Genomic DNA, 17,420 nt, shown 5'->3' on the forward strand with positions numbered 1-17,420 from the left:
CCATTTTTGCCTTTGCCAATGGCCCTGCCGGTTGCGTTTGTTTTGCCGGGGCTGGTTCTCGCCGTCATGATTGGGCGGGCGGCCCAGCGGCGCTTCTTTGATGACGCAATTATTGATGGCGCAACATTTGTTCCGGATTCCGCCGCCGACATCGACCAGCGGGTGCTGACCAATACGGTGGAACAACTTGTGCTCGCATTGGCGCTCTGGCCGTTTGTCGCCCTTGTTCTTGGCGGGGCCGTTGCCGTCGTGCTCGGTATGTCATTCGCCTTGATGCGCGTAGTGTTCTGGCTGGGCTACCACAGGTCGCCACCCTTACGCGGATTCGGCTTTGCAGGAACTTTCTATCCGACTGTCGTTGCCGCTTTGTGGTCTATATTGGTTTGGTTTGTTTGATGCAGGTATCAGACTGTTGCACGCCGCCCACGAAACGCTAGGGTTCGCCTAAGCGGAGGTAAGTCATGCAACTGGACCACATTGCCGTCGCCGGGGCGACGCTTGAAGATGCGACCGAGCATGTCGAGGCAGCTTTGGGAGTTAAATTGCAGCCGGGCGGGCACCATGACAAGTTCGGAACGTACAACACGCTGCTAGGGCTTGCGAATGGCCTGTACCTGGAGGCTATAGCAATCGATCCCGAAGCGCCCGATCCCGGCAGGCCGCGCTGGTTCGATCTGGACAGGTTTTCCGGTGCACCTCGCCTGACAAACTGGATTTGTCACGTGACCGACATGAATGCGATTCTGGCTCGTATGCCGGACACGGTTGGTATGCCCATGTGGCTGTCGCGCGGTGAACTGCGATGGAAAATGGCCGTTCCTGAATCTGGTGCGCTGCCCTTCGACAACCTGTTTCCGGCGCTCATCGAATGGCAAGGAAACCTGCATCCGTCGGGCATGCTTACGCAAAGTGGCTGTACCCTAAGGCGACTGACCGTGTCTCACCCGCTTGCGGACGATCTTTCCGGCCTTCTCGGGCCACTGAAATGGGTCAACATCGAGCCCGGCGACCCCGGATTGAAGGCCAAGTTCGACACGCCCCACGGAATGCGGATTCTGGAATGACTATCCGCCGTGCAAGTTCCGAAGATGCGTCGGCCATTGCCGACATAACCAATGCCATCATACGGGAGACGTTGATCACGTTTACCTCGGCAGAACGCAGCCCGGAAAGCATTGCGGCAGATATCGGAGCGCGCGGCGAGGGGTATCTGGTGGCGGAGCTGAACAGAAAATGCGTTGGGTTTGCCACCTATGCGCCCTTCCGAAGCGGTCCCGGCTATGCTCATACGCGCGAGCATTCGGTACTGCTTGCCTCAGACGCGCGAGGGCAGGGATTGGGACGCGCTTTGATGGAGCAGCTCGAAATTCAAGCACGGAAGGATGGCGTGCATGTTCTGGTTGCAGGCATCTCCGCCGCAAATCCTTCCGCTATCGCCTTTCACAAGGCGATTGGGTTTTGCGAGGTTGGCCGGATGCCTCAGGTGGGCCGAAAGTGGGGAAAGTGGCTTGATCTGGTGTTGATGCAAAAAATCCTGTCTGGGGTATGATTCGTCGCACCTGACACCGGCTCTCTCGCGGGATAGGGTGGCCTCATGTCGATCTGGACCCGCATAACAGATGCCCTGAGCGCATTGGCGCAGGGGGAAAGTCTTGCCACCGTATTCGAACGGCTGCGCACGCCTCCTGAAAAGTCGGTGGCCTTCACCATTGCTGTCATTGCCCTTGGCGCCAAAATGGCAAAAGCCGACGGGCAGGTGACGCGCGACGAGGTGACGGCGTTTCGGGAAGTCTTCAGAATCGCCCCCGAGGACGAGGCAGGCGCAGCACGCGTGTTCAACATGGCGCGCACAGATGTAGCGGGCTTTCAGGACTATGCGCGAAACATACAAAAGATGTTCTCCGAAGACAGCACCACGCTCTGCGACTTGATGGAAGGGTTGTTCCACATCGCCTTGGCCGACGGGTTCTATCACCCTGGCGAGAACGAGTTTCTCGAAGAGGTCAGCCGGATATTCGGGCAAACAGACGCCCAATTCAAAGCCCTGCGCGCCCGTTTCGTTCCAGATGCGCCGACCGACCCCTACACAGTCCTTGGTGTTCCCTCCGACATGCCGCTGGCGGAAATCCGAAAGGTATGGCGACAGCTTGTGCGCGACACGCACCCGGATGCTATGATGGCCCGCGGTGTTCCGGAAGAGGCGGTGCGACTGGCCGAGAAGAAGATGATTGATATCAATCGCGCCTGGGACGAGATCAACGGCGCAAGGGCTTAAAAACGATGCGGTTGGCGACCTATAACGTGGAATGGTTCGCCAATCTCTTTGACAGGGATGACCATCTGATCGTTGATGACAGCTGGTCGGGACGGCACGACGTGACCAAGGCTCAGCAGGTCGAGGCCGTGGCCAAGGTGATGACAGCGATGGACGCTGATGCCATCCTTGTTGTCGAAGCTCCGAACACCGGTCGAACGCAGAATACCGTGCGTGCCCTGCAGGAGTTTGCCGCAACTTTCGATCTTCGGACCCAACGCGCGGTCATGGGATTTGCCAACGAAACGCATCAGGAATTGGCTTTGCTTTATGATCCCGATGCATTGCAAGCGCGACATGACCCGAAAGGAGAGGAGACCGGCAAGAAAGGCAGCACGGAGGCCCCCCGCTTTGACAGTGTTTTCCGGATCGACCTCGACATTGACGCCACCCAAGATCTGATCCGGTTTTCCAAACCTCCCATCGAACTTGCAATCCGAACCAAGGCGGGCAATGACCTGCGGCTGATCGGCGCACACCTGAAATCCAAAGCACCCCATGGCGCACAAAGGCGCGACGAGGCAATACAGATTTCTATCGCAAACCGGCGCAAGCAACTGGCCCAGGCGATCTGGCTTAAGCAGCGTATTGAACAGCATCTGGATGCTTGCGAAGAGGTCATCTTGCTGGGCGACATGAACGACGGTCCGGGGTTGGATGAATTCGAACACCTTTTTGGTCGTTCTTCGGTCGAGATTCTTCTGGACGCCGGGTTGTTCGACCCCCATGCGGCCAAGGCGAGCCAACTAAGGCCGGGGGCGGTTCCTGCGACGGCACGGTTCCAGATGCCGGGCGACGGGCGCTTTCTTCAGGCTCTGCTCGACTACATCATGATCAGCCCCGGCCTGCGAGACAAAGACCCGGTTTGGCGTATCTGGCATCCATTTGACGATCCAGATTGCTGGAACGTTCCGGAGCTCCGCGATGCCTTGCTAACCGCATCCGATCATTTCCCCGTGACATTGGATATTCAGATATGACCTTTGAACGCATGGATGGCGCGCCCTATATTCACTGGATGCGATCTGTCCTTGTCATCACCGCAATTGTCCTGGCGCCGGTTCCTGTGCTTGCCGAAGAAGAGACCGGAAAATCACTGATGGAGCAGGGGGCTGAACTGTTCTTTGAAGGGTTGAGGAAAGAGATGGAGCCGACACTGGACAATCTGCGTGACCTGACACAGCAGCTTGGCCCCTCTATGCGATCCTTCATGGAAGAGATGGGCCCGGCACTTGCCGATCTGGCGCGCAACATTCAGGATTGGAGTGTTTACGAAGTGCCCGAAATGCTGCCGAACGGAGACATCATCATACGCAGAAAACCACAGTCCGAGACCCCTGAGGAAGAACAGGAACCGCCGCAGGACAAAACGGCCCCCGGTCCGGAAATCGACATCTGAGAAAGGTTCAGTCTTTAACGATGATGCGGACCTTGGCACTCAGCGCCTCGGCCAGTGAATCGAGTCTCGCAGCGGCAATTTCGCTGAAAAGCGGCACGGTTTCCTTGGGCAGCACAAGCTCAAGCTCCAGCTTTTTCGGATAAAACCTGAGTTGCCCCATTCTCACCTCGTGCTGCATCCAAAGCATGGCCCCGAACCGCATCGCCTTGCCCAAAATCTCGGCCTGTTTTTGACCCTTTTCATCCAGAAGAGCGTATAGCGGGTCGAATTGAGCCTTGTCGCGTTTGTTGCGGTAGCGGTGCTGCAACGCGAGGCCGATGAATATCCGTTCAGAGTGCTTCAGACCGCCAAGGTTTGCGCGTGTGACGTTGTCGAAGCAAATCTCGGCCCGATAGTCGGGATGCGCCCGCCAGGACACGTCATGCAGAAGACATGCCGCCTTGATCAGCCTGACTCTGGCAGGCGGCACCGATTTGAACAGGGGCATCACGAATTCGAACAGGTACTTGCCAAAACCGGGCAGGCGGGCGTCTTTGGATTCCGCGAAATAGCTCGCCTCAATCAGTGGATCGCGGTCGCGCAGGCGTTGCGGCATCTGTTCATAAAGCAGACCCTCGCGGATTCCATAGCTGGAAATGGCGATATCCTTGGGCTTGAAGGTGCGGATCAGGCGGGCAAGAACGTCCATTGCATAGGGGACCAGCGCCATGCGCGAGCCGGAAACGCCCGCCTTTGCACGCAGCTTTTCCGGGTCTGAGTTTTCGATGAACTTGATGGTGGCGCGCACCTGTTTGGTGCTCATTCGGTATTCATGCAGAACCTTCAACGGGTAACCGCGCCGCGCCATGTCGATCCGGGCAAAAGCGCGCCAACTGCCACCAACCAGAAACAGGCGGTCCCGTTGTGGGCCTAACTGATCTCGCAGCTGTTCCATCACCTGCTTGATGTGGTCCTTGCGGCCGCGACGTCCGCCCTTGATATCACGCAGCTTCAGAGGCCCAAGCGGAGAGGTAAGGCGGCGACCGACTTTTCCGCCGCCGATCTCGGCCAACTCCATGGACGAGCCGCCCATGTCGCAGATCAGTCCATAGGCGCCGGGCCAACCCAGCAAAACGCCCTGCGCAGACAGCCGGGCCTCTTCCTCGCCGTTGATGACCTCGATGTTCAGGCCGGTTTCCCGCTGGACCTCGGCGCAAAACTCTGGCCCGTCCTCGGCTTCGCGGACCGCAGCGGTGGCAACGACGTGCAAGGGCGGCATGTCCAGATCGCGCGACAGGTGTTTGAACCGACGCAAGGCCGCAAGGGCGCGGGTTCGGCCTTCAGGGTTCAGGCGTCCGGATTCCGACAGGCCTGCACCCAACGCGCACATTACCTTTTCGTTGTAGAAATACGCGGGCGACCTGGCCGCGCCATCGAACACGACCATCCGGACCGAGTTCGACCCGACGTCAACGACCCCAACGCGCGACAAGGCGCGTGCGCTTGGGTCGTCGAACAGGGGCCTTCCGAAGGGTCCCCAATCTGGCGCGGTGGTTGCGATTGGTTTTTCCATCTCTCCCCCGGTCATGGCGTCGGCAGGATGCGAAATCGCCGGGATAGGGTCAATTGCAGGATCATCCTTGGCCTGCGTCATAGTTGAGCACCCTGACAGCCAGGGCGCGCGTGATTTCGCGTTTTTCTGCCAGTGCGAGGCGGTCAAGCTGGTCTACCACTTCAGAAGCGGATGCGAACCGGCGGTCCATGTGTTTGACGAGATACGATATGACATCGGGGCCGGGATTGAGCTGGCGGTCGACAAAGAGCTTGGCCAGAACCGCGCCCAAGAGTGCGTCGTCGGGCGGATCAAGCGCCACGTGATGCGCACCTTGGATGCGACTTTGCAGATCGGCCAGCGGCAGTGCCCACAAGACAGGGGGCAAACGGCCAGTCATCAAGAGCGACCTGCCTTCGGCCAGAGCCAGATTGTGCAGGTGGAACAGCGTTTTCTGACACTCGATGTCACTAGCAATATCAGGCACGTCCTCGACGGCAACAGGGTGCTGCGCCAGTTCCGGCACCTCTTCGTGCCGCAGGTCAGATGCGTGAACGATGCGCGCGCCTCTCTCGCCGGCCCAGACATGCGCCAGATGGGTTTTGCCCGCCCCTTCAGGCCCGGTCAGTACCAGTTTGTTTCCCGGCCAGGTCGAGGCGGAGATCATCGCAACCGCCAGTGCATTTGCTGGCGAGACAAAGAAATCCTCGCGCCCCAGTGCCGTCTTGGCCGGGAGGTCAAAGCTGAGTTGCTCGGCCATTCAGTCGTCGTCCTGATCCTGTGCGGTCAGCCCCAGATAAAGGCGACTTGTCAGATATTGTCCCGCGCCGAAACGTGCAAGCACCCCAAGTGCAGCGGCAACCGGAACCGCGATCAGCATCCCGACAAAGCCGAAGAGTGCGCCGAATACCGAAAGCGCCAGCAGAAGCCACACAGGATGCAGGCCGACTGAACTGCCCACGAGTTTCGGGGTCAGAAAATTGCCCTCGGCAATCTGGCCGGCAGCAAAGATGCCCGCAACCAACCCGATTGAGGCCCAGTCGCCCCAGAACTGAAACAGGGCCAGCCCGATGGCTAAAGACCCGCCGATCAGCGCCCCCAGATATGGGATGAAGGTCACAAGCCCTGCGATGAATCCTACGATCAGCCCGAATTGCAGCCCGACAATCATGAGAGCAACAGCATAATAGGTGCCAAGAATCAGGCACACCGTCCCCATCCCGCGCACGAACGAGGCCAGAACCTGATCGATTTCTCTCGCGAGCCGCCTGATCACGGGGGCGTGGTCCATCGGCAAAAGCTGGTCTATGCGCTCGATCATTCGATCCCAGTCAAGCAGCAAATAGACCGCCACCACTGGCACGATGACCAGCAGGATAACTACATTGATCGCCGAGCCGAGCGACGCCACCACGGTTTGCAGCACATCGCCGGTCTTGGATTTCAGGGTCTCACCGACTGAGACGAGAAACTGGTGGGTATTGGAATGTTGGTCGAGCAGCGAGGGAAACTGTTTTTCAATGAAACTGCGCAGATCTTTGAATAGCGACGGCAAAATCTCGACCAGATCGATCAGCTGCGTGATCAACGCTGGAACCACCATCAGAAACATCAAAACAAAAACCAGCACCGACAAAATCGTTATGGCCGCCGTTGCAGCCGACCGTGACAACCCCATACGTTCCAGCCGGTCGGCAACCGGATCAAGGAAGTAGGCGATGGCTCCCCCGATCACGAATGGCAACAGCACGTCGCCCAGCAACCACAAAGCTGCGACAAAAACCACCGCTGCAATGCCCCAGTATCTGAGTTGGTCCCTGACGGGCAAAGCCATGGTTTTGTTCCCGTTACCGCTTTCCTTCTTCAGTTCTTGGCCGATGCGTGGGTTTGATGCAACCCGTTCCTTGGCTACGGGTAATTACCCTAAGGCAATGTCGCACATTGCTCTGCCTGCCAAATTGAACGGTGGTGAAGCATGAAGCAGAATGCAAAATCTGTGAATTCCTACACCTTGACGATCCGCAAGCCGCAATGACGTGCTGCCTTGCCTCGGGTTTGTGGATCGCGTAGAGCGTTCGGGCTTTCGCTTGCCAAAGAGGATTGCCTATGCGTCTGTCCCGCTATTTCCTGCCTGTTCTCAAGGAAAACCCGTCCGAGGCCCAAATCGTCAGCCATCGCCTGATGCTGCGGGCAGGGATGATTAAGCAGGCCGCCGCCGGTATCTATTCCTGGCTGCCGCTTGGCTTCAAGGTTCTGCGCAAACTGGAAAACATCGTGCATGAAGAGCAGGCGCGGGCAGGGCATATCGCCATCCAGATGCCGATCCTGCAATCGGCGGATCTGTGGCGCGAGTCCGGGCGATATGATGACTACGGCCAGGAAATGCTGCGGATGCAGGATCGGCACGGACGCGACATGCTATATACGCCGACGGCCGAGGAACTGGTGACCGATATCTTCCGTGGCCACGTAAGCAGCTACAAGGACCTGCCGCTGACGCTTTATCAGATTCAGTGGAAATTCCGCGACGAAATCCGCCCGCGCTTCGGTGTGATGCGGGGGCGCGAATTCCTGATGAAGGATGGCTACAACTTTGACCTGACCAAAGAGGATGCGCTGCACGCCTATAACCGCCATCTCGTCAGCTATCTGCGCACCTACGAGCGCATGGGCCTGCAGGCCATCCCGATGCGTGCTGACTCGGGGCCGATCGGTGGGGACGATACTCATGAATTCCTGGTGCTGGCCGAAACCGGTGAATCCGAGGTGTTCTATGACAGCCAGGTCACCGATATTCGGCTGGGGCAGCGCGAGATCGACTATGACGACAAGGCCCAGTGTCAGGCGGTGCTGGAGGAGTTTACTTCGCTCTATGCCCGGACCGATGAAACCCATGACGAGGCGCTGTTCAACCAGATCCCCGAAGGGCGCCGGCGGTCGGCGCGGGGGATCGAGGTGGGGCAGATCTTCTATTTCGGTACCAAGTATTCCGAGCCGATGGGGGCAACTGTACAAGGCCCCGACGGAAAATCGGTGCCGGTACATATGGGCAGCCACGGCATCGGTGTCAGCCGCCTGATCGGCGCGATCATCGAGGCCAGCCACGACGACAAGGGCATCATCTGGCCCGAAGGCGTGACGCCGTTCCATTGCGGTATCGTCAACCTGAAACAGGGCGATGACGAGGCCGACGCGGCCTGTGAAAAACTCTATGGGGCGTTGACGCATCTGGGTCTTGACCCGCTTTACGATGACCGCAACGAGCGGGCGGGCGGCAAGTTCGCCACCATGGACCTGATCGGCTTGCCGTGGCGGATCACGGTCGGGCCTCGCGGGCTCAAGAACGGGGTGGTCGAACTCACCTGTCGCCGCACCGGGGAAAGCGAGGAGCTGAGCCCGGAACAGGCGGTCACCAAGCTTGCGGGCATTTATGAAGGCATTGCCTGAGCAAAGTGACGGGCCGCTGATCTCGGTGATCACGGCCACGTACAACCTGCTGTCCCAGGGGCGCGGCGACAGTTTTCGCGAGGTTGTCGCATGCCTGAGGCGGCAGGATTGTGCCCGGTTCGAGCATGTGATCCAGGACGGGGCCTCGACCGATGGTACAATCGACTTCATTCGGGAGTACACCCGAATTGACCGGTTTGTACGCATTCAAAGCACCCAAGATGCCGGATTGTACGACGCCATGAACCGCGCCGTTGCGGCGGCGCGGGGGGATTATGTGCTGTTTCTGAACTCGGATGACGCGCTGGCCTCGGACGATGTACTGAATGCGGCGGCTGACGCGTTGGAGGCTTCGCGGCCGGATTTCCTGTTTGGCGCGACGGCACAGCAGATGGGCGCGGGCGGGGTTCACATCCAGAACCGGATGTCGCTGAAGGCTGTGTTGCAGCGGATGCCGTTCTGCCACAACTCGGTGTTCATCCGCCGCGAGGTGTTTCTGGCACTGGGCGGGCATGACCTGAGTTTTCCGGTGGCGGCAGATTACGACATGATGCTGCGGATGATCGCAGCGGGATATCGCGGCGAGCGGCTGGAGCATCCGGTATCGTTGTTCTGGACCCGGGGAGTGTCGGGAGACGATGAGCGGACCGCGCAGGATTATGCAAGGATCTGGATGAAGTTCTTTGACGGGTATTCCTCGGCCAAGGGACTGACTGTTGAGGATTTTGCAAGGTTCTACAAGCGGGGGCACATGCCGGCGGCCCTGGTGCTGGACGTCTTGCGGCGGCGGGGGCAATCGGAGGCGCTGCGCGCGGCGGCGCGGCACAGTCTGTTCAAGACCATCCGGCGCAATTTGCAGCCCTGGCGGAAATTCTGAGCCTTGCGGATTTCGGATTGAGCGCCTTCGGCGCGCTCTTTTCGATCTTGGATTGAGGGACGCTGTCCCTCAAACTCTCTGGGGTACTTGCAACCAGAAAGAAGCAGCGAACCCCGAGCGGTAACCGCAGCGGGGTTGCCTTGGCGTGTCGCCGACGCTCAGGACGGATGCGCCGGTCGCGCGGCGATCAGATCGCCATCTGCGTTGCTGCCGGGCAGGGCCACGACGATGGGGCGACCGAACCGCCGCACCAGATCGCGTAATTCGATGCCGAGAAAACGCAGCCCACAGATCCTGCAGCCGGTTGTCCGGTCGGTGATGCAGAGCCGACCCTGCCGGAAAACCAGCCGGTAACCCTTGGCGCGCAACGTGTCCCTGAGTGTTGTCCAACTGGCGGCGTTTTCGAAATCCGGTCGGATCGCCGCGCGAAGAAGGGCGGCGGTTTCGCAATCCAGTTGAGTTGAGGCGTGGTTCGGCCCCGATGGGCCTACGGGTTGAATTCGTTCTTCATAACTCATGAGCGTCTCCCGCTCTAAACTCATTAATCCCCCGGAGCAGGGTGTCAAAATTTCCCTATCCGGTCAAACAGTGAAATAAAATTACTCGAGGAGCGTTGCATTTGGAAGTCAGTTAGCGCAACCGGAAACGAATTGTTTGTGTTCTGGGGACAATCCTTGGCGCCTGATTGGCCGGGCATTTGCGGTGACACTTGAATTGTCGCGCCTGACGCTGCAGGTGTGAAAGGTGAACAGAGCGGCGTCGCGCGCCGGTTGCAATGGATACGGGCAGAACGGCATGGCGATGAGTTTCGTGACGGTGGTCTATTCGCGAGACTACCCATTGCTGGAGCTTCAGGCCCTGTCGATGGCCCGGTTTCTGGACACAGGTCAGGTCGGTTCGATCCAGGTCGTGATGAACGATTGCAACGAGGCCGTGCTTGAACGGGCGCTGGAGCCATTGCTGGCCGCCTATGGTCCCTTGGCGGCCAAACTGCGTATTCTGCGCGGGGATGACCTGTTGCGTGAGGGCTGGCGGGGCAACGACGGCTATCGTATGCAGCAGGCGCTTAATCTGGCGGCGGCGGCGCGGGCACCATGCGAGCGAGTGGTTATTCTGGACACTCAGAACCTGTTCCTGCGTCCGGTGACGGCAGAGGATTTCTTTACCAGCGACGTCAGGGGCAAACTGACATTCCTTCGGCCCGAAAACGAGTGTCACCGGGCGTGGTGGCGCGAGAGCCTGAATGCGCTGGGCATGCAGGCGGCAAATCCGGACACTGTCCGGACAACGACATTTTCGACGCCGTTTCCGGTCAGGCGTCAATTGGCGCAGGATCTGTGCAGGGATATCGAGGCGCGGTACCATTCGGTGCAGGGCCTGTTCGCGTCGCGGCGCAACCTGTCGGAGTTCATGTTGCTGAACGCCTTTTGCCTGAGGGAATATGGCGATATCCGCGCCGGGTTCGAGGAAACCATGCGCCGGAATGCGGAGCTTTGGCCGACCAATTCGCCCGAGCAGGTGGCGGCGGAGATCGATCGGCTGGAACGGGTGGAAACCTTGTCCTTTGGGCTGGACACCCGGGCCTTTGCGGCCTTGTCCGAGGATATGCGAGCGCGTGTCTTTGCCGCGCTCGAGGCGCGGGGAATTTGTGACCGGGATACGGCGCAGAAGGTCCTGGCGCGGGTATCGGCAGTATCCGGCTGACAACATTGCGCCCTGCGCAAACTCTTCCCTTGACCATTGGCTGTGATCGAACGAGGGTCCGGCACGCAAACCCGCGGAGATTTCATGACCGGCACCCCACCTCCTTTTGCGCCATTCGAATGGAAGATCGCCTGGCGGTATCTGCGCGCCCGGCGGGCCGAGGGCGGGGTCAGCGTGATGACCTGGATCTCGTTGATCGGCATCACGCTGGCGGTGTTCGCGCTGATTGCGACGCTGGCGGTTCGGTCGGGGTTCCGGTCGGAGTTCGTCGGCACCATTCTGGGGGCGAACGCGCATGTCACCCTGTACAGCGCAGGCGAGATCGATGCGCAGGGGCGGGTGGACCGGACGATCAAGGAATTTGACGCGATTGCGCAGCGGGTGGCGCAGGTTCCGGGCGTCGTCAGCGCGGCGCCGCTGGTCAAGGGTGAAGTGCTGATTACCAATCGCGAGGCAAGTTCGGGTGTGCAGATATTCGGCATTCGCAAGGATGACCTGCTGAAGCTGCCGGGGATTGCACAAAGTGAGGATGCGTATGGCGATCTTGCCCGGTTCGATGAAGGCATCGCCATCGGCTCGGGCGTGGCACGCGCCATCGGTGCAACGGTTGGCGACCGGGTCAAGCTGACCTCGCCCAACGGGGTCAGGACGGCGTTCGGGGTGTCGCCTCGTGTGAACGCCTATGAGGTTGTCTATGTGTTTTCGGCGGGGCGGTATGACATAGACCGGACGCGGGCCTATCTGCCATTTGGCGAGGCGCAAAAATTCTTTAACCGCGAAGAGTTGGCGGATGAAATTGAAGTGATTGTCGAAGCCCCGGAAGAGTTGGATCCGATGATCCTGCCGCTCTATGATGCTGCCGGAGAGCGGATGCAGATCTGGACGTGGAAGGATTCCTCGGGCGGGTTCCTGCGGGCTTTGGAGGTTGAGGACAACGTTATGTTCATCATCCTGTCGATCCTGGTGCTGATCGCGGCGATGAATATCGTGTCGGGCCTGATCATGCTGGTCAAGAACAAGGGGCGCGATATCGGCATCCTGCGCACCATCGGGTTGAGCGAGGGTTCGGTGCTGCGGGTTTTTTTCATCTGCGGGGCGTTCACGGGGATGATCGGCACCGCGATGGGAGTGATCCTGGGGTGCCTGTTCGCGCTGTATATCGATCCGATCTTTTCCTTTGTGAACTTCGCGATGGGCGGCGGGGTCTGGGACCCGGCGATCCGGGGGATATACGCGCTGCCGGCCGAGTTGCATCTGGGGGATGTACTTAAGGCGGTGGGGCTGTCGCTGGGGCTGTCGTTTTTCGTCACCTATTTCCCGGCCCGCCGTGCGGCGCGGCTGAATCCGGTCGAGGCGTTGCGCTATGAATGACGTGACTTTGCGGCTGGACGGCCTGACCAAGACTTATCTGCAGGGCACGCCGGGTGAGGTGCAGGTTCTGCGCGGTGCCGATCTGGAGTTGCGCGCGGGCGAGGCGGTGGCGCTGGTGGCGCCGTCGGGGGCGGGCAAGTCGACGCTTTTGCATATTGCCGGGCTGCTCGATACGCCGGACACCGGGACGGTCGAGGTCGCGGGCCAGGCGGCCAGCGGCAAGGGCGACCGGACGCGCACGGCGATCCGGCGGCGGGATGTCGGGTTCGTCTATCAGTTCCACCATCTGCTGCCCGAGTTCACGGCGCTGGAAAACATCACCTTGCCGCAGCTGGCAAACGGCGTGTCCGAAAAGGATGCTGAGGCGCGGGCGATGGATCTGCTGGGGCGCGTCGGCGTGGCGGGGCGTGCGGGGCATCGCCCGGCAGCTTTGTCCGGGGGCGAGCAGCAGCGGGTGGCCTTTTGCCGCGCGCTGGCGAATGCGCCGCGGGTGTTGCTGGCGGACGAGCCGACGGGCAACCTGGACCCCGAGACCTCGGATCAGGTGTTCGACGCGCTGATGGATCTGGTGCGCGGCAATGGGTTGTCCGCGCTGATCGCGACGCACAACATGGACCTGGCCGCACGGATGGATCGCGTCGTGCGGCTGGAGGCGGGCGTTCTCAGGCCAGCTGAGTGATCGCAACGCCAATGGCCATGACCGCGATACCGCCAGCGCGCATCAGGGTCAGTGGGGTGACCTGTGCGCCGAACAGGCCATAGTGATCGATGGCGGCGGTGCTGAGCAATTGCCCGAGCAGCACGAAGAACACCGCATTGCCGACGCCGAAATGCGGCGCGACATGGGTGATGGACAGCACGTAGAAGGCCACCAGCAGGCCGCCAAGCAGCAGGTGTTTGGGGCTGGAGGCGACCTTGGCCAGCGCCTGCGGGCCTGGGAACAGCAGCATGACCAGCGCCGAGGCGCCAAGGGCCACGGCAAAAAGAACGACCGCGGCAGCGGTTGGCGAGCCGATCAGCTTGCCCAAAGCGGCGTTCAGTGCGGCGAGGATCGGGATACCGATCCCTGCGGCCAACATGATTGCTGCGTATTGTGTCATGCCCGAATCCCTTCTGCCCGTAAATCGTTGATCTGGATCATTGTGATACTCCCGGTTGTGGGCAAGCCTGCAATTGCGCAGATCAGATGTGGAGAGGGATCGATGAGGACAGTTCTTGGATATGCAATGGCCGCAGGTATTGCCCTGGCAGCGCCTGTCGCGGCGCAGGATGCCGAACGCGGGGCCGAAATCTATCGCCACCATTGCGCCACCTGTCACGGCATCGAGGCGACGGGGCACGGGCCAATGGCCGGGGTTCTGATCATCCAGCCGGTAGACCTGACCGCCTTGCAGGGCGCGGACGGCGAGTTTCCGACCGAGCGCGTGGTGCGCCGCATCGACGGGCGCGACCCGCTGGTCAGCCACGGCAGCCCGATGCCGGTTTACGGCCCCTATTTCGAGGGTAGTGACGTGGCGATCAAGACGCCTGCCGGGCAGCCGATCCTGACCAGCGAGCCGATTGCCGATCTGGTCGCGTATCTGAAAACACTGCAGGGTAGCTAAGAGCATGCGTATCACGGGCATTGGATTGGCAGGGGTTTTGATTCTGGCCGCCTGCACACCGGAGCCAAGGATGCCGACGCCGTCCGAGGGCGAGGCGATTTTTGCCGCCAACTGCACGGCCTGCCACGATTACGACGGGCGGGGCGGGACACTGGCCGAAGGCCAGGTCGCGCCCGATCTGACGCGCATTGCGGAGCGCAATGGCGGGACGTTCCCGCGCGCCGAGGTGATGTCGCAGATCGATGGTTACGGGCGTGGCAGGGTGTCGCCCGACATCATGCCGGAATTCGGCGGGCTGCTGGAGGGAGAGCTGGTGCCGGTCGAAGTGAATGGGGTGCTGACGCCCACGCCGCGCCCGTTGGCCGCCTTGCTGGCCTATCTGGAAAGCATTCAGGTCAGCGGCTGAACGATCAGTCGCAGATGCCCTGAATTTCCGCGCCGCTCCACGGAATGACCACGTCGGTTTCGCGCGATTGCGGCAGATCGGCCACCTGCATCGACTGGCTGAGCATGGCGTGCAGGCGTTTGGTGCGCTGTGCCCCGGGTGCGAGGGCGCGGCAGCAGACATATTCCTCGATGATCGCGCCTTGCTGTTCGAACCCGTAGCTGAGGAAATCGGCAGGCCCGTCGAGGTCGAACAGGTAAGGATCGTCATCCCCACCATGTTCCGCGGCGGCGCGCAGCGGGTGATATCCGGTTTCGCGGCGGTTCTGCCATTGCCAGACATGGGTCAGTTCATGGGCCAGCAGCATGGCGGCCACCAGGTTGAGGCTGTCGGGATATTCGCTCATGTAATCGTCAAGGTACCAGTCACGGGTAAAATAGACCTTGTTGAACAGGGCCACGGCGGCGGGTTTGCTGGTTACGATCTCTTCCTTGAGGGGCGGCAGGATGCGCTCGCGGCAGGTCACGCGCGGGCGCTGGTTGCGCCGGAAGGTCACCGCCGCCACTGGCGCGCCTTCGACCAGGCGCACACGGTCGAGGTTGAGGCTTTCGCCATGAACACGGGCGGCAAAGTCGCGTTCGGTGTCGGTCAGGGGGCGACCGCAGGCGGCAAACAGAAGAAGGACAAGAAACGCGCGTAAAACCATGATTTCGAGAGTAGCCCGCATTCGGTCTGCCGCAAGACGTTTTCACAGGCTCATGGCCAGAACCCGGCTGATTTCGGTCAGTGACCGGCCGGATTGATCCATCCATTTGTTGAACGCGTCCTGCGTCGCGGCCAGTGCCTTTTTCGAGGTGGGCGTCTTGTCGACCACGCCTTCGGCCACCAGTCGGGCGGTAACATCACGGGACAGGATGAAACTGTCGCGCCCGACAAAACGCATGGCATATTGCGCGGTGGCGCCGCCCAGACGCGAGCCGCGTTTGCCCAGCATGGCGAGCAGCCCGACATAGTCGGTCGAGGGCCAGCCGCCCAGAACCGTGCCCGCGCCGCCCTGTTCACGAAGCTCCATCAGAAAGGCGGCGTTGTCGCGAACCGTGGCGATCTTGGTGCCGTTGCGCACGATGCGGGTATCCTGCAGCAGCGCGTCGAATTTTTCATCGTCCATGAAGGCGCAGCGGCCCACGTCGAAGCCGTCGAACGCGGTTTCGAACCCGTCCCATTTGGCTTCGATGACCTTCCAGTTGAACCCGGCCTGAAACACGCATTTGGTGATGGTCGACAGCCACCTGTCCTCGGGCAAGGCGGCCAGCTCGGCAGCCGATTTGGGTTTGACCAGTTTTTCGTTCAGCGCATCCGGGCCGCCGTGCCGGTCGGCGGCGAGTTGAAATATCTCGTCGAAATGGTGCATGTCGGCATCCTCCTGCGTCAGAGTGGTTCCTTTCGCTTTGCCTTGGCAAGCGGAAATCATGCGCTTGTTCTGGTGTCATATGTACCTCCGCCGTTGCGGGGAGCTTGTCGGGGCGCAGGAGCGCTGCCAAGAACTGCTGTCCGAGCGGATCTTGGGGTGCCGGGATCACGGGAAGGTGAGATTCGTGATTGACTGGTCAATCAATAACCGGCAAGACTAGGATCATGGAGAGACCAGACCGGGGTGCAGGTCCGGAATGGAGGGGAGGAAACAGTGCCGGGGCGTGGTCGTCTTTGGCGCGATGGGGTTTGAACTTTTCCGGGTTTCCATATTGCAGTGCGCCGAGAGTTGTCGGCAATATGAGACCTTGGAATATGAACGGTCGCGAGAGGGCCGATTTGCCAACTGGGAGAGAAATGATGAAGAAACTGAGCCTCGGCCTTGTTGCCGCAACTGTTGCAGGGTCGGCCTATGCCGCCGACATGGGCGCGGTGGACGAGCCGATCAAGCTGGCGATCAACGAGTGGACCGGTCAGCACGTCACCACGCATGTCGCCGGCGAGATGCTGAAAGCCGCCGGGTACAATGTGGAATATGTCACCGCGGGCATGATGAACCAGTTCCAGGCGCTGGCGGATGGCGACATTCACGCAACGCTGGAAATCTGGTCGTCCAACGTGTCGGACGAATATGCCAAGAAGATCGACGAGGGATCCGTTGTCGAGATCGGCGATCTGGGCCTGGCCGCAAAGGAAGGCATCGCTTATCCGGCGCATGTGGGCGAGTTGTGCCCCGGTTTGCCGGCGTGGGAAGCGCTGGCCGACTGCGCGCAGATGTTCGCCACCGCCGAAACGCTGCCATCGGGCCGTCTGGTCGATTATCCGGCTGACTGGGGGACGCCGGGCGCGGACCGCATGACCGGTCTTGCCTTGCCGTTCAAGGCGGTTCCGGCGGGTTCCGAAGGGGCGCTGATCGCCGAATTGCGCGCCTCGACCGAGCGCAAGTCGCCGCTGCTGATCACCTTCTGGCAGCCGCATTGGGCAATGTCGGCCTATGACGTGAAATTCGTCGACCTGCCGCCGGGTGAAGAGGCGTGTTTCAACGATCCGGCATGGGGTCCGAACCCCGACGCGGTCAACGATTGCGATTTTTCACCCTCGCGCATCTTCAAGGCCGGCTGGAATGGCATGGCCGACAAATGGCCCGCCGCCTATGAGATCCTGACCAACTATCAACTGGCGGTCGAGGACCAGCAGCCGATGATGGGCGCGATCGATGTCGATGGCGGCGCGGTCGAAGAAGTCGTGGCCGCATGGATGGCCGAGAACGAGGGCAAGTGGCGTCCGGTTGTCGACGCCGCAACCAAGTGAGTCCCAT

The 17,420-nt window shown here is 60.6% G+C and carries 21 protein-coding genes; 14 read left to right on the top strand and 7 right to left on the bottom strand.

All coding sequences use genetic code 11. The features are described 5' to 3' along the window. Nucleotides 1–18: 18 nt before the first annotated feature. The 6 genes from AC2FMY_RS15335 to AC2FMY_RS15360 all read left to right on the top strand — a co-directional run bounded on the left by AC2FMY_RS15335 (nt 19) and on the right by AC2FMY_RS15360 (nt 3,713). Nucleotides 19–396, top strand: coding sequence for an MAPEG family protein (locus AC2FMY_RS15335; protein ID WP_496807668.1), 378 nt, complete (start codon nt 19–21; stop codon nt 394–396). A 65-nt stretch (nt 397–461) separates the two neighbouring features. Beyond that, on the top strand, nt 462–1,064 hold the full coding sequence (locus AC2FMY_RS15340) for a VOC family protein (RefSeq protein WP_496807669.1): 603 nt from the start codon (nt 462–464) through the stop codon (nt 1,062–1,064). After that, nucleotides 1,061–1,549, top strand: coding sequence for a GNAT family N-acetyltransferase (locus AC2FMY_RS15345; protein WP_496746244.1), 489 nt, complete (start codon nt 1,061–1,063; stop codon nt 1,547–1,549). Before AC2FMY_RS15340 ends, AC2FMY_RS15345 begins: the two co-directional genes overlap by 4 nt. A 45-nt stretch (nt 1,550–1,594) precedes the next feature. Beyond that, nucleotides 1,595–2,275 carry a TerB family tellurite resistance protein gene (locus AC2FMY_RS15350; RefSeq protein ID WP_496746246.1) on the top strand — a complete coding sequence of 227 codons (681 nt, stop codon included), beginning with the start codon at nt 1,595–1,597 and terminating at the stop codon, nt 2,273–2,275. 5 nt (nt 2,276–2,280) lie between these two features. Continuing rightward, nucleotides 2,281–3,294 (top strand): endonuclease/exonuclease/phosphatase family protein, encoded by a 1,014-nt coding sequence (locus AC2FMY_RS15355; protein WP_496807670.1) that lies wholly within the window; start codon nt 2,281–2,283, stop codon nt 3,292–3,294. Then, entirely contained in the window at nt 3,291–3,713 is a 423-nt protein-coding gene (locus tag AC2FMY_RS15360) for a hypothetical protein (RefSeq protein WP_480751052.1), read from the top strand. Before AC2FMY_RS15355 ends, AC2FMY_RS15360 begins: the two co-directional genes overlap by 4 nt. Nucleotides 3,714–3,720: 7 nt before the next feature. Here AC2FMY_RS15360 and AC2FMY_RS15365 read toward each other — a convergent pair whose 3' ends face one another. From AC2FMY_RS15365 to AC2FMY_RS15375, 3 genes are all read right to left on the bottom strand, one after another. After that, a complete protein-coding gene (locus AC2FMY_RS15365; RefSeq protein ID WP_480751175.1) occupies nt 3,721–5,265 on the bottom strand; it encodes a Ppx/GppA family phosphatase in 1,545 nt (514 codons plus the stop codon). A 61-nt stretch (nt 5,266–5,326) separates the two neighbouring features. Beyond that, complete coding sequence (locus tag AC2FMY_RS15370; protein ID WP_480751051.1) at nt 5,327–6,004, bottom strand: HdaA/DnaA family protein; 678 nt, start codon at nt 6,002–6,004, stop codon at nt 5,327–5,329. Next, nucleotides 6,005–7,078, bottom strand: a complete 1,074-nt coding sequence (locus AC2FMY_RS15375) for an AI-2E family transporter (protein WP_480751050.1) — start codon at nt 7,076–7,078, stop codon at nt 6,005–6,007. It lies immediately after the preceding gene. A gap of 272 nt (nt 7,079–7,350) precedes the next feature. On the opposite strand from AC2FMY_RS15375, the gene proS reads away from it, so the two are divergent. Together proS and AC2FMY_RS15385 are read left to right on the top strand one after the other, a co-directional pair. Continuing rightward, nucleotides 7,351–8,691, top strand: coding sequence for a proline--tRNA ligase (gene proS / locus AC2FMY_RS15380; protein WP_496746251.1), 1,341 nt, complete (start codon nt 7,351–7,353; stop codon nt 8,689–8,691). Continuing rightward, nucleotides 8,675–9,568, top strand: a complete 894-nt coding sequence (locus AC2FMY_RS15385; RefSeq protein ID WP_496746252.1) for a glycosyltransferase family 2 protein — start codon at nt 8,675–8,677, stop codon at nt 9,566–9,568. The genes proS and AC2FMY_RS15385 overlap by 17 nt, the downstream gene beginning before the upstream one ends. Nucleotides 9,569–9,726: 158 nt before the next feature. On the opposite strand, the gene AC2FMY_RS15390 is transcribed toward AC2FMY_RS15385, so the two are convergent. Beyond that, a complete protein-coding gene (locus AC2FMY_RS15390) occupies nt 9,727–10,086 on the bottom strand; it encodes a hypothetical protein (protein WP_496746254.1) in 360 nt (119 codons plus the stop codon). 226 nt (nt 10,087–10,312) lie between these two features. Between AC2FMY_RS15390 and AC2FMY_RS15395 the strand changes: the two genes are divergently transcribed. From AC2FMY_RS15395 to AC2FMY_RS15405, 3 genes are all read left to right on the top strand, one after another. Further along, nucleotides 10,313–11,272 (top strand): DUF6492 family protein, encoded by a 960-nt coding sequence (locus tag AC2FMY_RS15395; RefSeq protein WP_496746255.1) that lies wholly within the window; start codon nt 10,313–10,315, stop codon nt 11,270–11,272. An 84-nt stretch (nt 11,273–11,356) separates the two neighbouring features. After that, complete coding sequence (locus tag AC2FMY_RS15400; protein WP_496746258.1) at nt 11,357–12,643, top strand: ABC transporter permease; 1,287 nt, start codon at nt 11,357–11,359, stop codon at nt 12,641–12,643. Next, complete coding sequence (locus AC2FMY_RS15405) at nt 12,636–13,322, top strand: ABC transporter ATP-binding protein (RefSeq protein WP_496746260.1); 687 nt, start codon at nt 12,636–12,638, stop codon at nt 13,320–13,322. Before AC2FMY_RS15400 ends, AC2FMY_RS15405 begins: the two co-directional genes overlap by 8 nt. Here AC2FMY_RS15405 and AC2FMY_RS15410 read toward each other — a convergent pair. After that, complete coding sequence (locus tag AC2FMY_RS15410; protein ID WP_480751040.1) at nt 13,306–13,743, bottom strand: DMT family transporter; 438 nt, start codon at nt 13,741–13,743, stop codon at nt 13,306–13,308. The genes AC2FMY_RS15405 and AC2FMY_RS15410 overlap by 17 nt on opposite strands. Before the next feature lie 102 nt (nt 13,744–13,845). Between AC2FMY_RS15410 and AC2FMY_RS15415 the strand changes: the two genes are divergently transcribed. Further along, nucleotides 13,846–14,247 (top strand): c-type cytochrome, encoded by a 402-nt coding sequence (locus AC2FMY_RS15415; protein ID WP_496746262.1) that lies wholly within the window; start codon nt 13,846–13,848, stop codon nt 14,245–14,247. 4 nt (nt 14,248–14,251) lie between these two features. Then, entirely contained in the window at nt 14,252–14,653 is a 402-nt protein-coding gene (locus AC2FMY_RS15420; protein WP_496807671.1) for a c-type cytochrome, read from the top strand. Between the two features lie 4 nt (nt 14,654–14,657). Here the strand turns inward: AC2FMY_RS15420 and AC2FMY_RS15425 are convergent, their stop codons facing one another. Then, entirely contained in the window at nt 14,658–15,338 is a 681-nt protein-coding gene (locus AC2FMY_RS15425) for a hypothetical protein (protein ID WP_480751174.1), read from the bottom strand. 42 nt (nt 15,339–15,380) lie between these two features. Then, nucleotides 15,381–16,043 carry a DNA-3-methyladenine glycosylase I gene (locus AC2FMY_RS15430; protein WP_496746264.1) on the bottom strand — a complete coding sequence of 221 codons (663 nt, stop codon included), beginning with the start codon at nt 16,041–16,043 and terminating at the stop codon, nt 15,381–15,383. 419 nt (nt 16,044–16,462) lie between these two features. On the opposite strand from AC2FMY_RS15430, the gene AC2FMY_RS15435 reads away from it, so the two are divergent. Beyond that, nucleotides 16,463–17,413, top strand: a complete 951-nt coding sequence (locus tag AC2FMY_RS15435) for an ABC transporter substrate-binding protein (protein ID WP_496746265.1) — start codon at nt 16,463–16,465, stop codon at nt 17,411–17,413. Nucleotides 17,414–17,420: the final 7 nt, after the last annotated feature.

It is taken from the genome of Ruegeria sp. YKSE079, assembly GCF_059612845.1.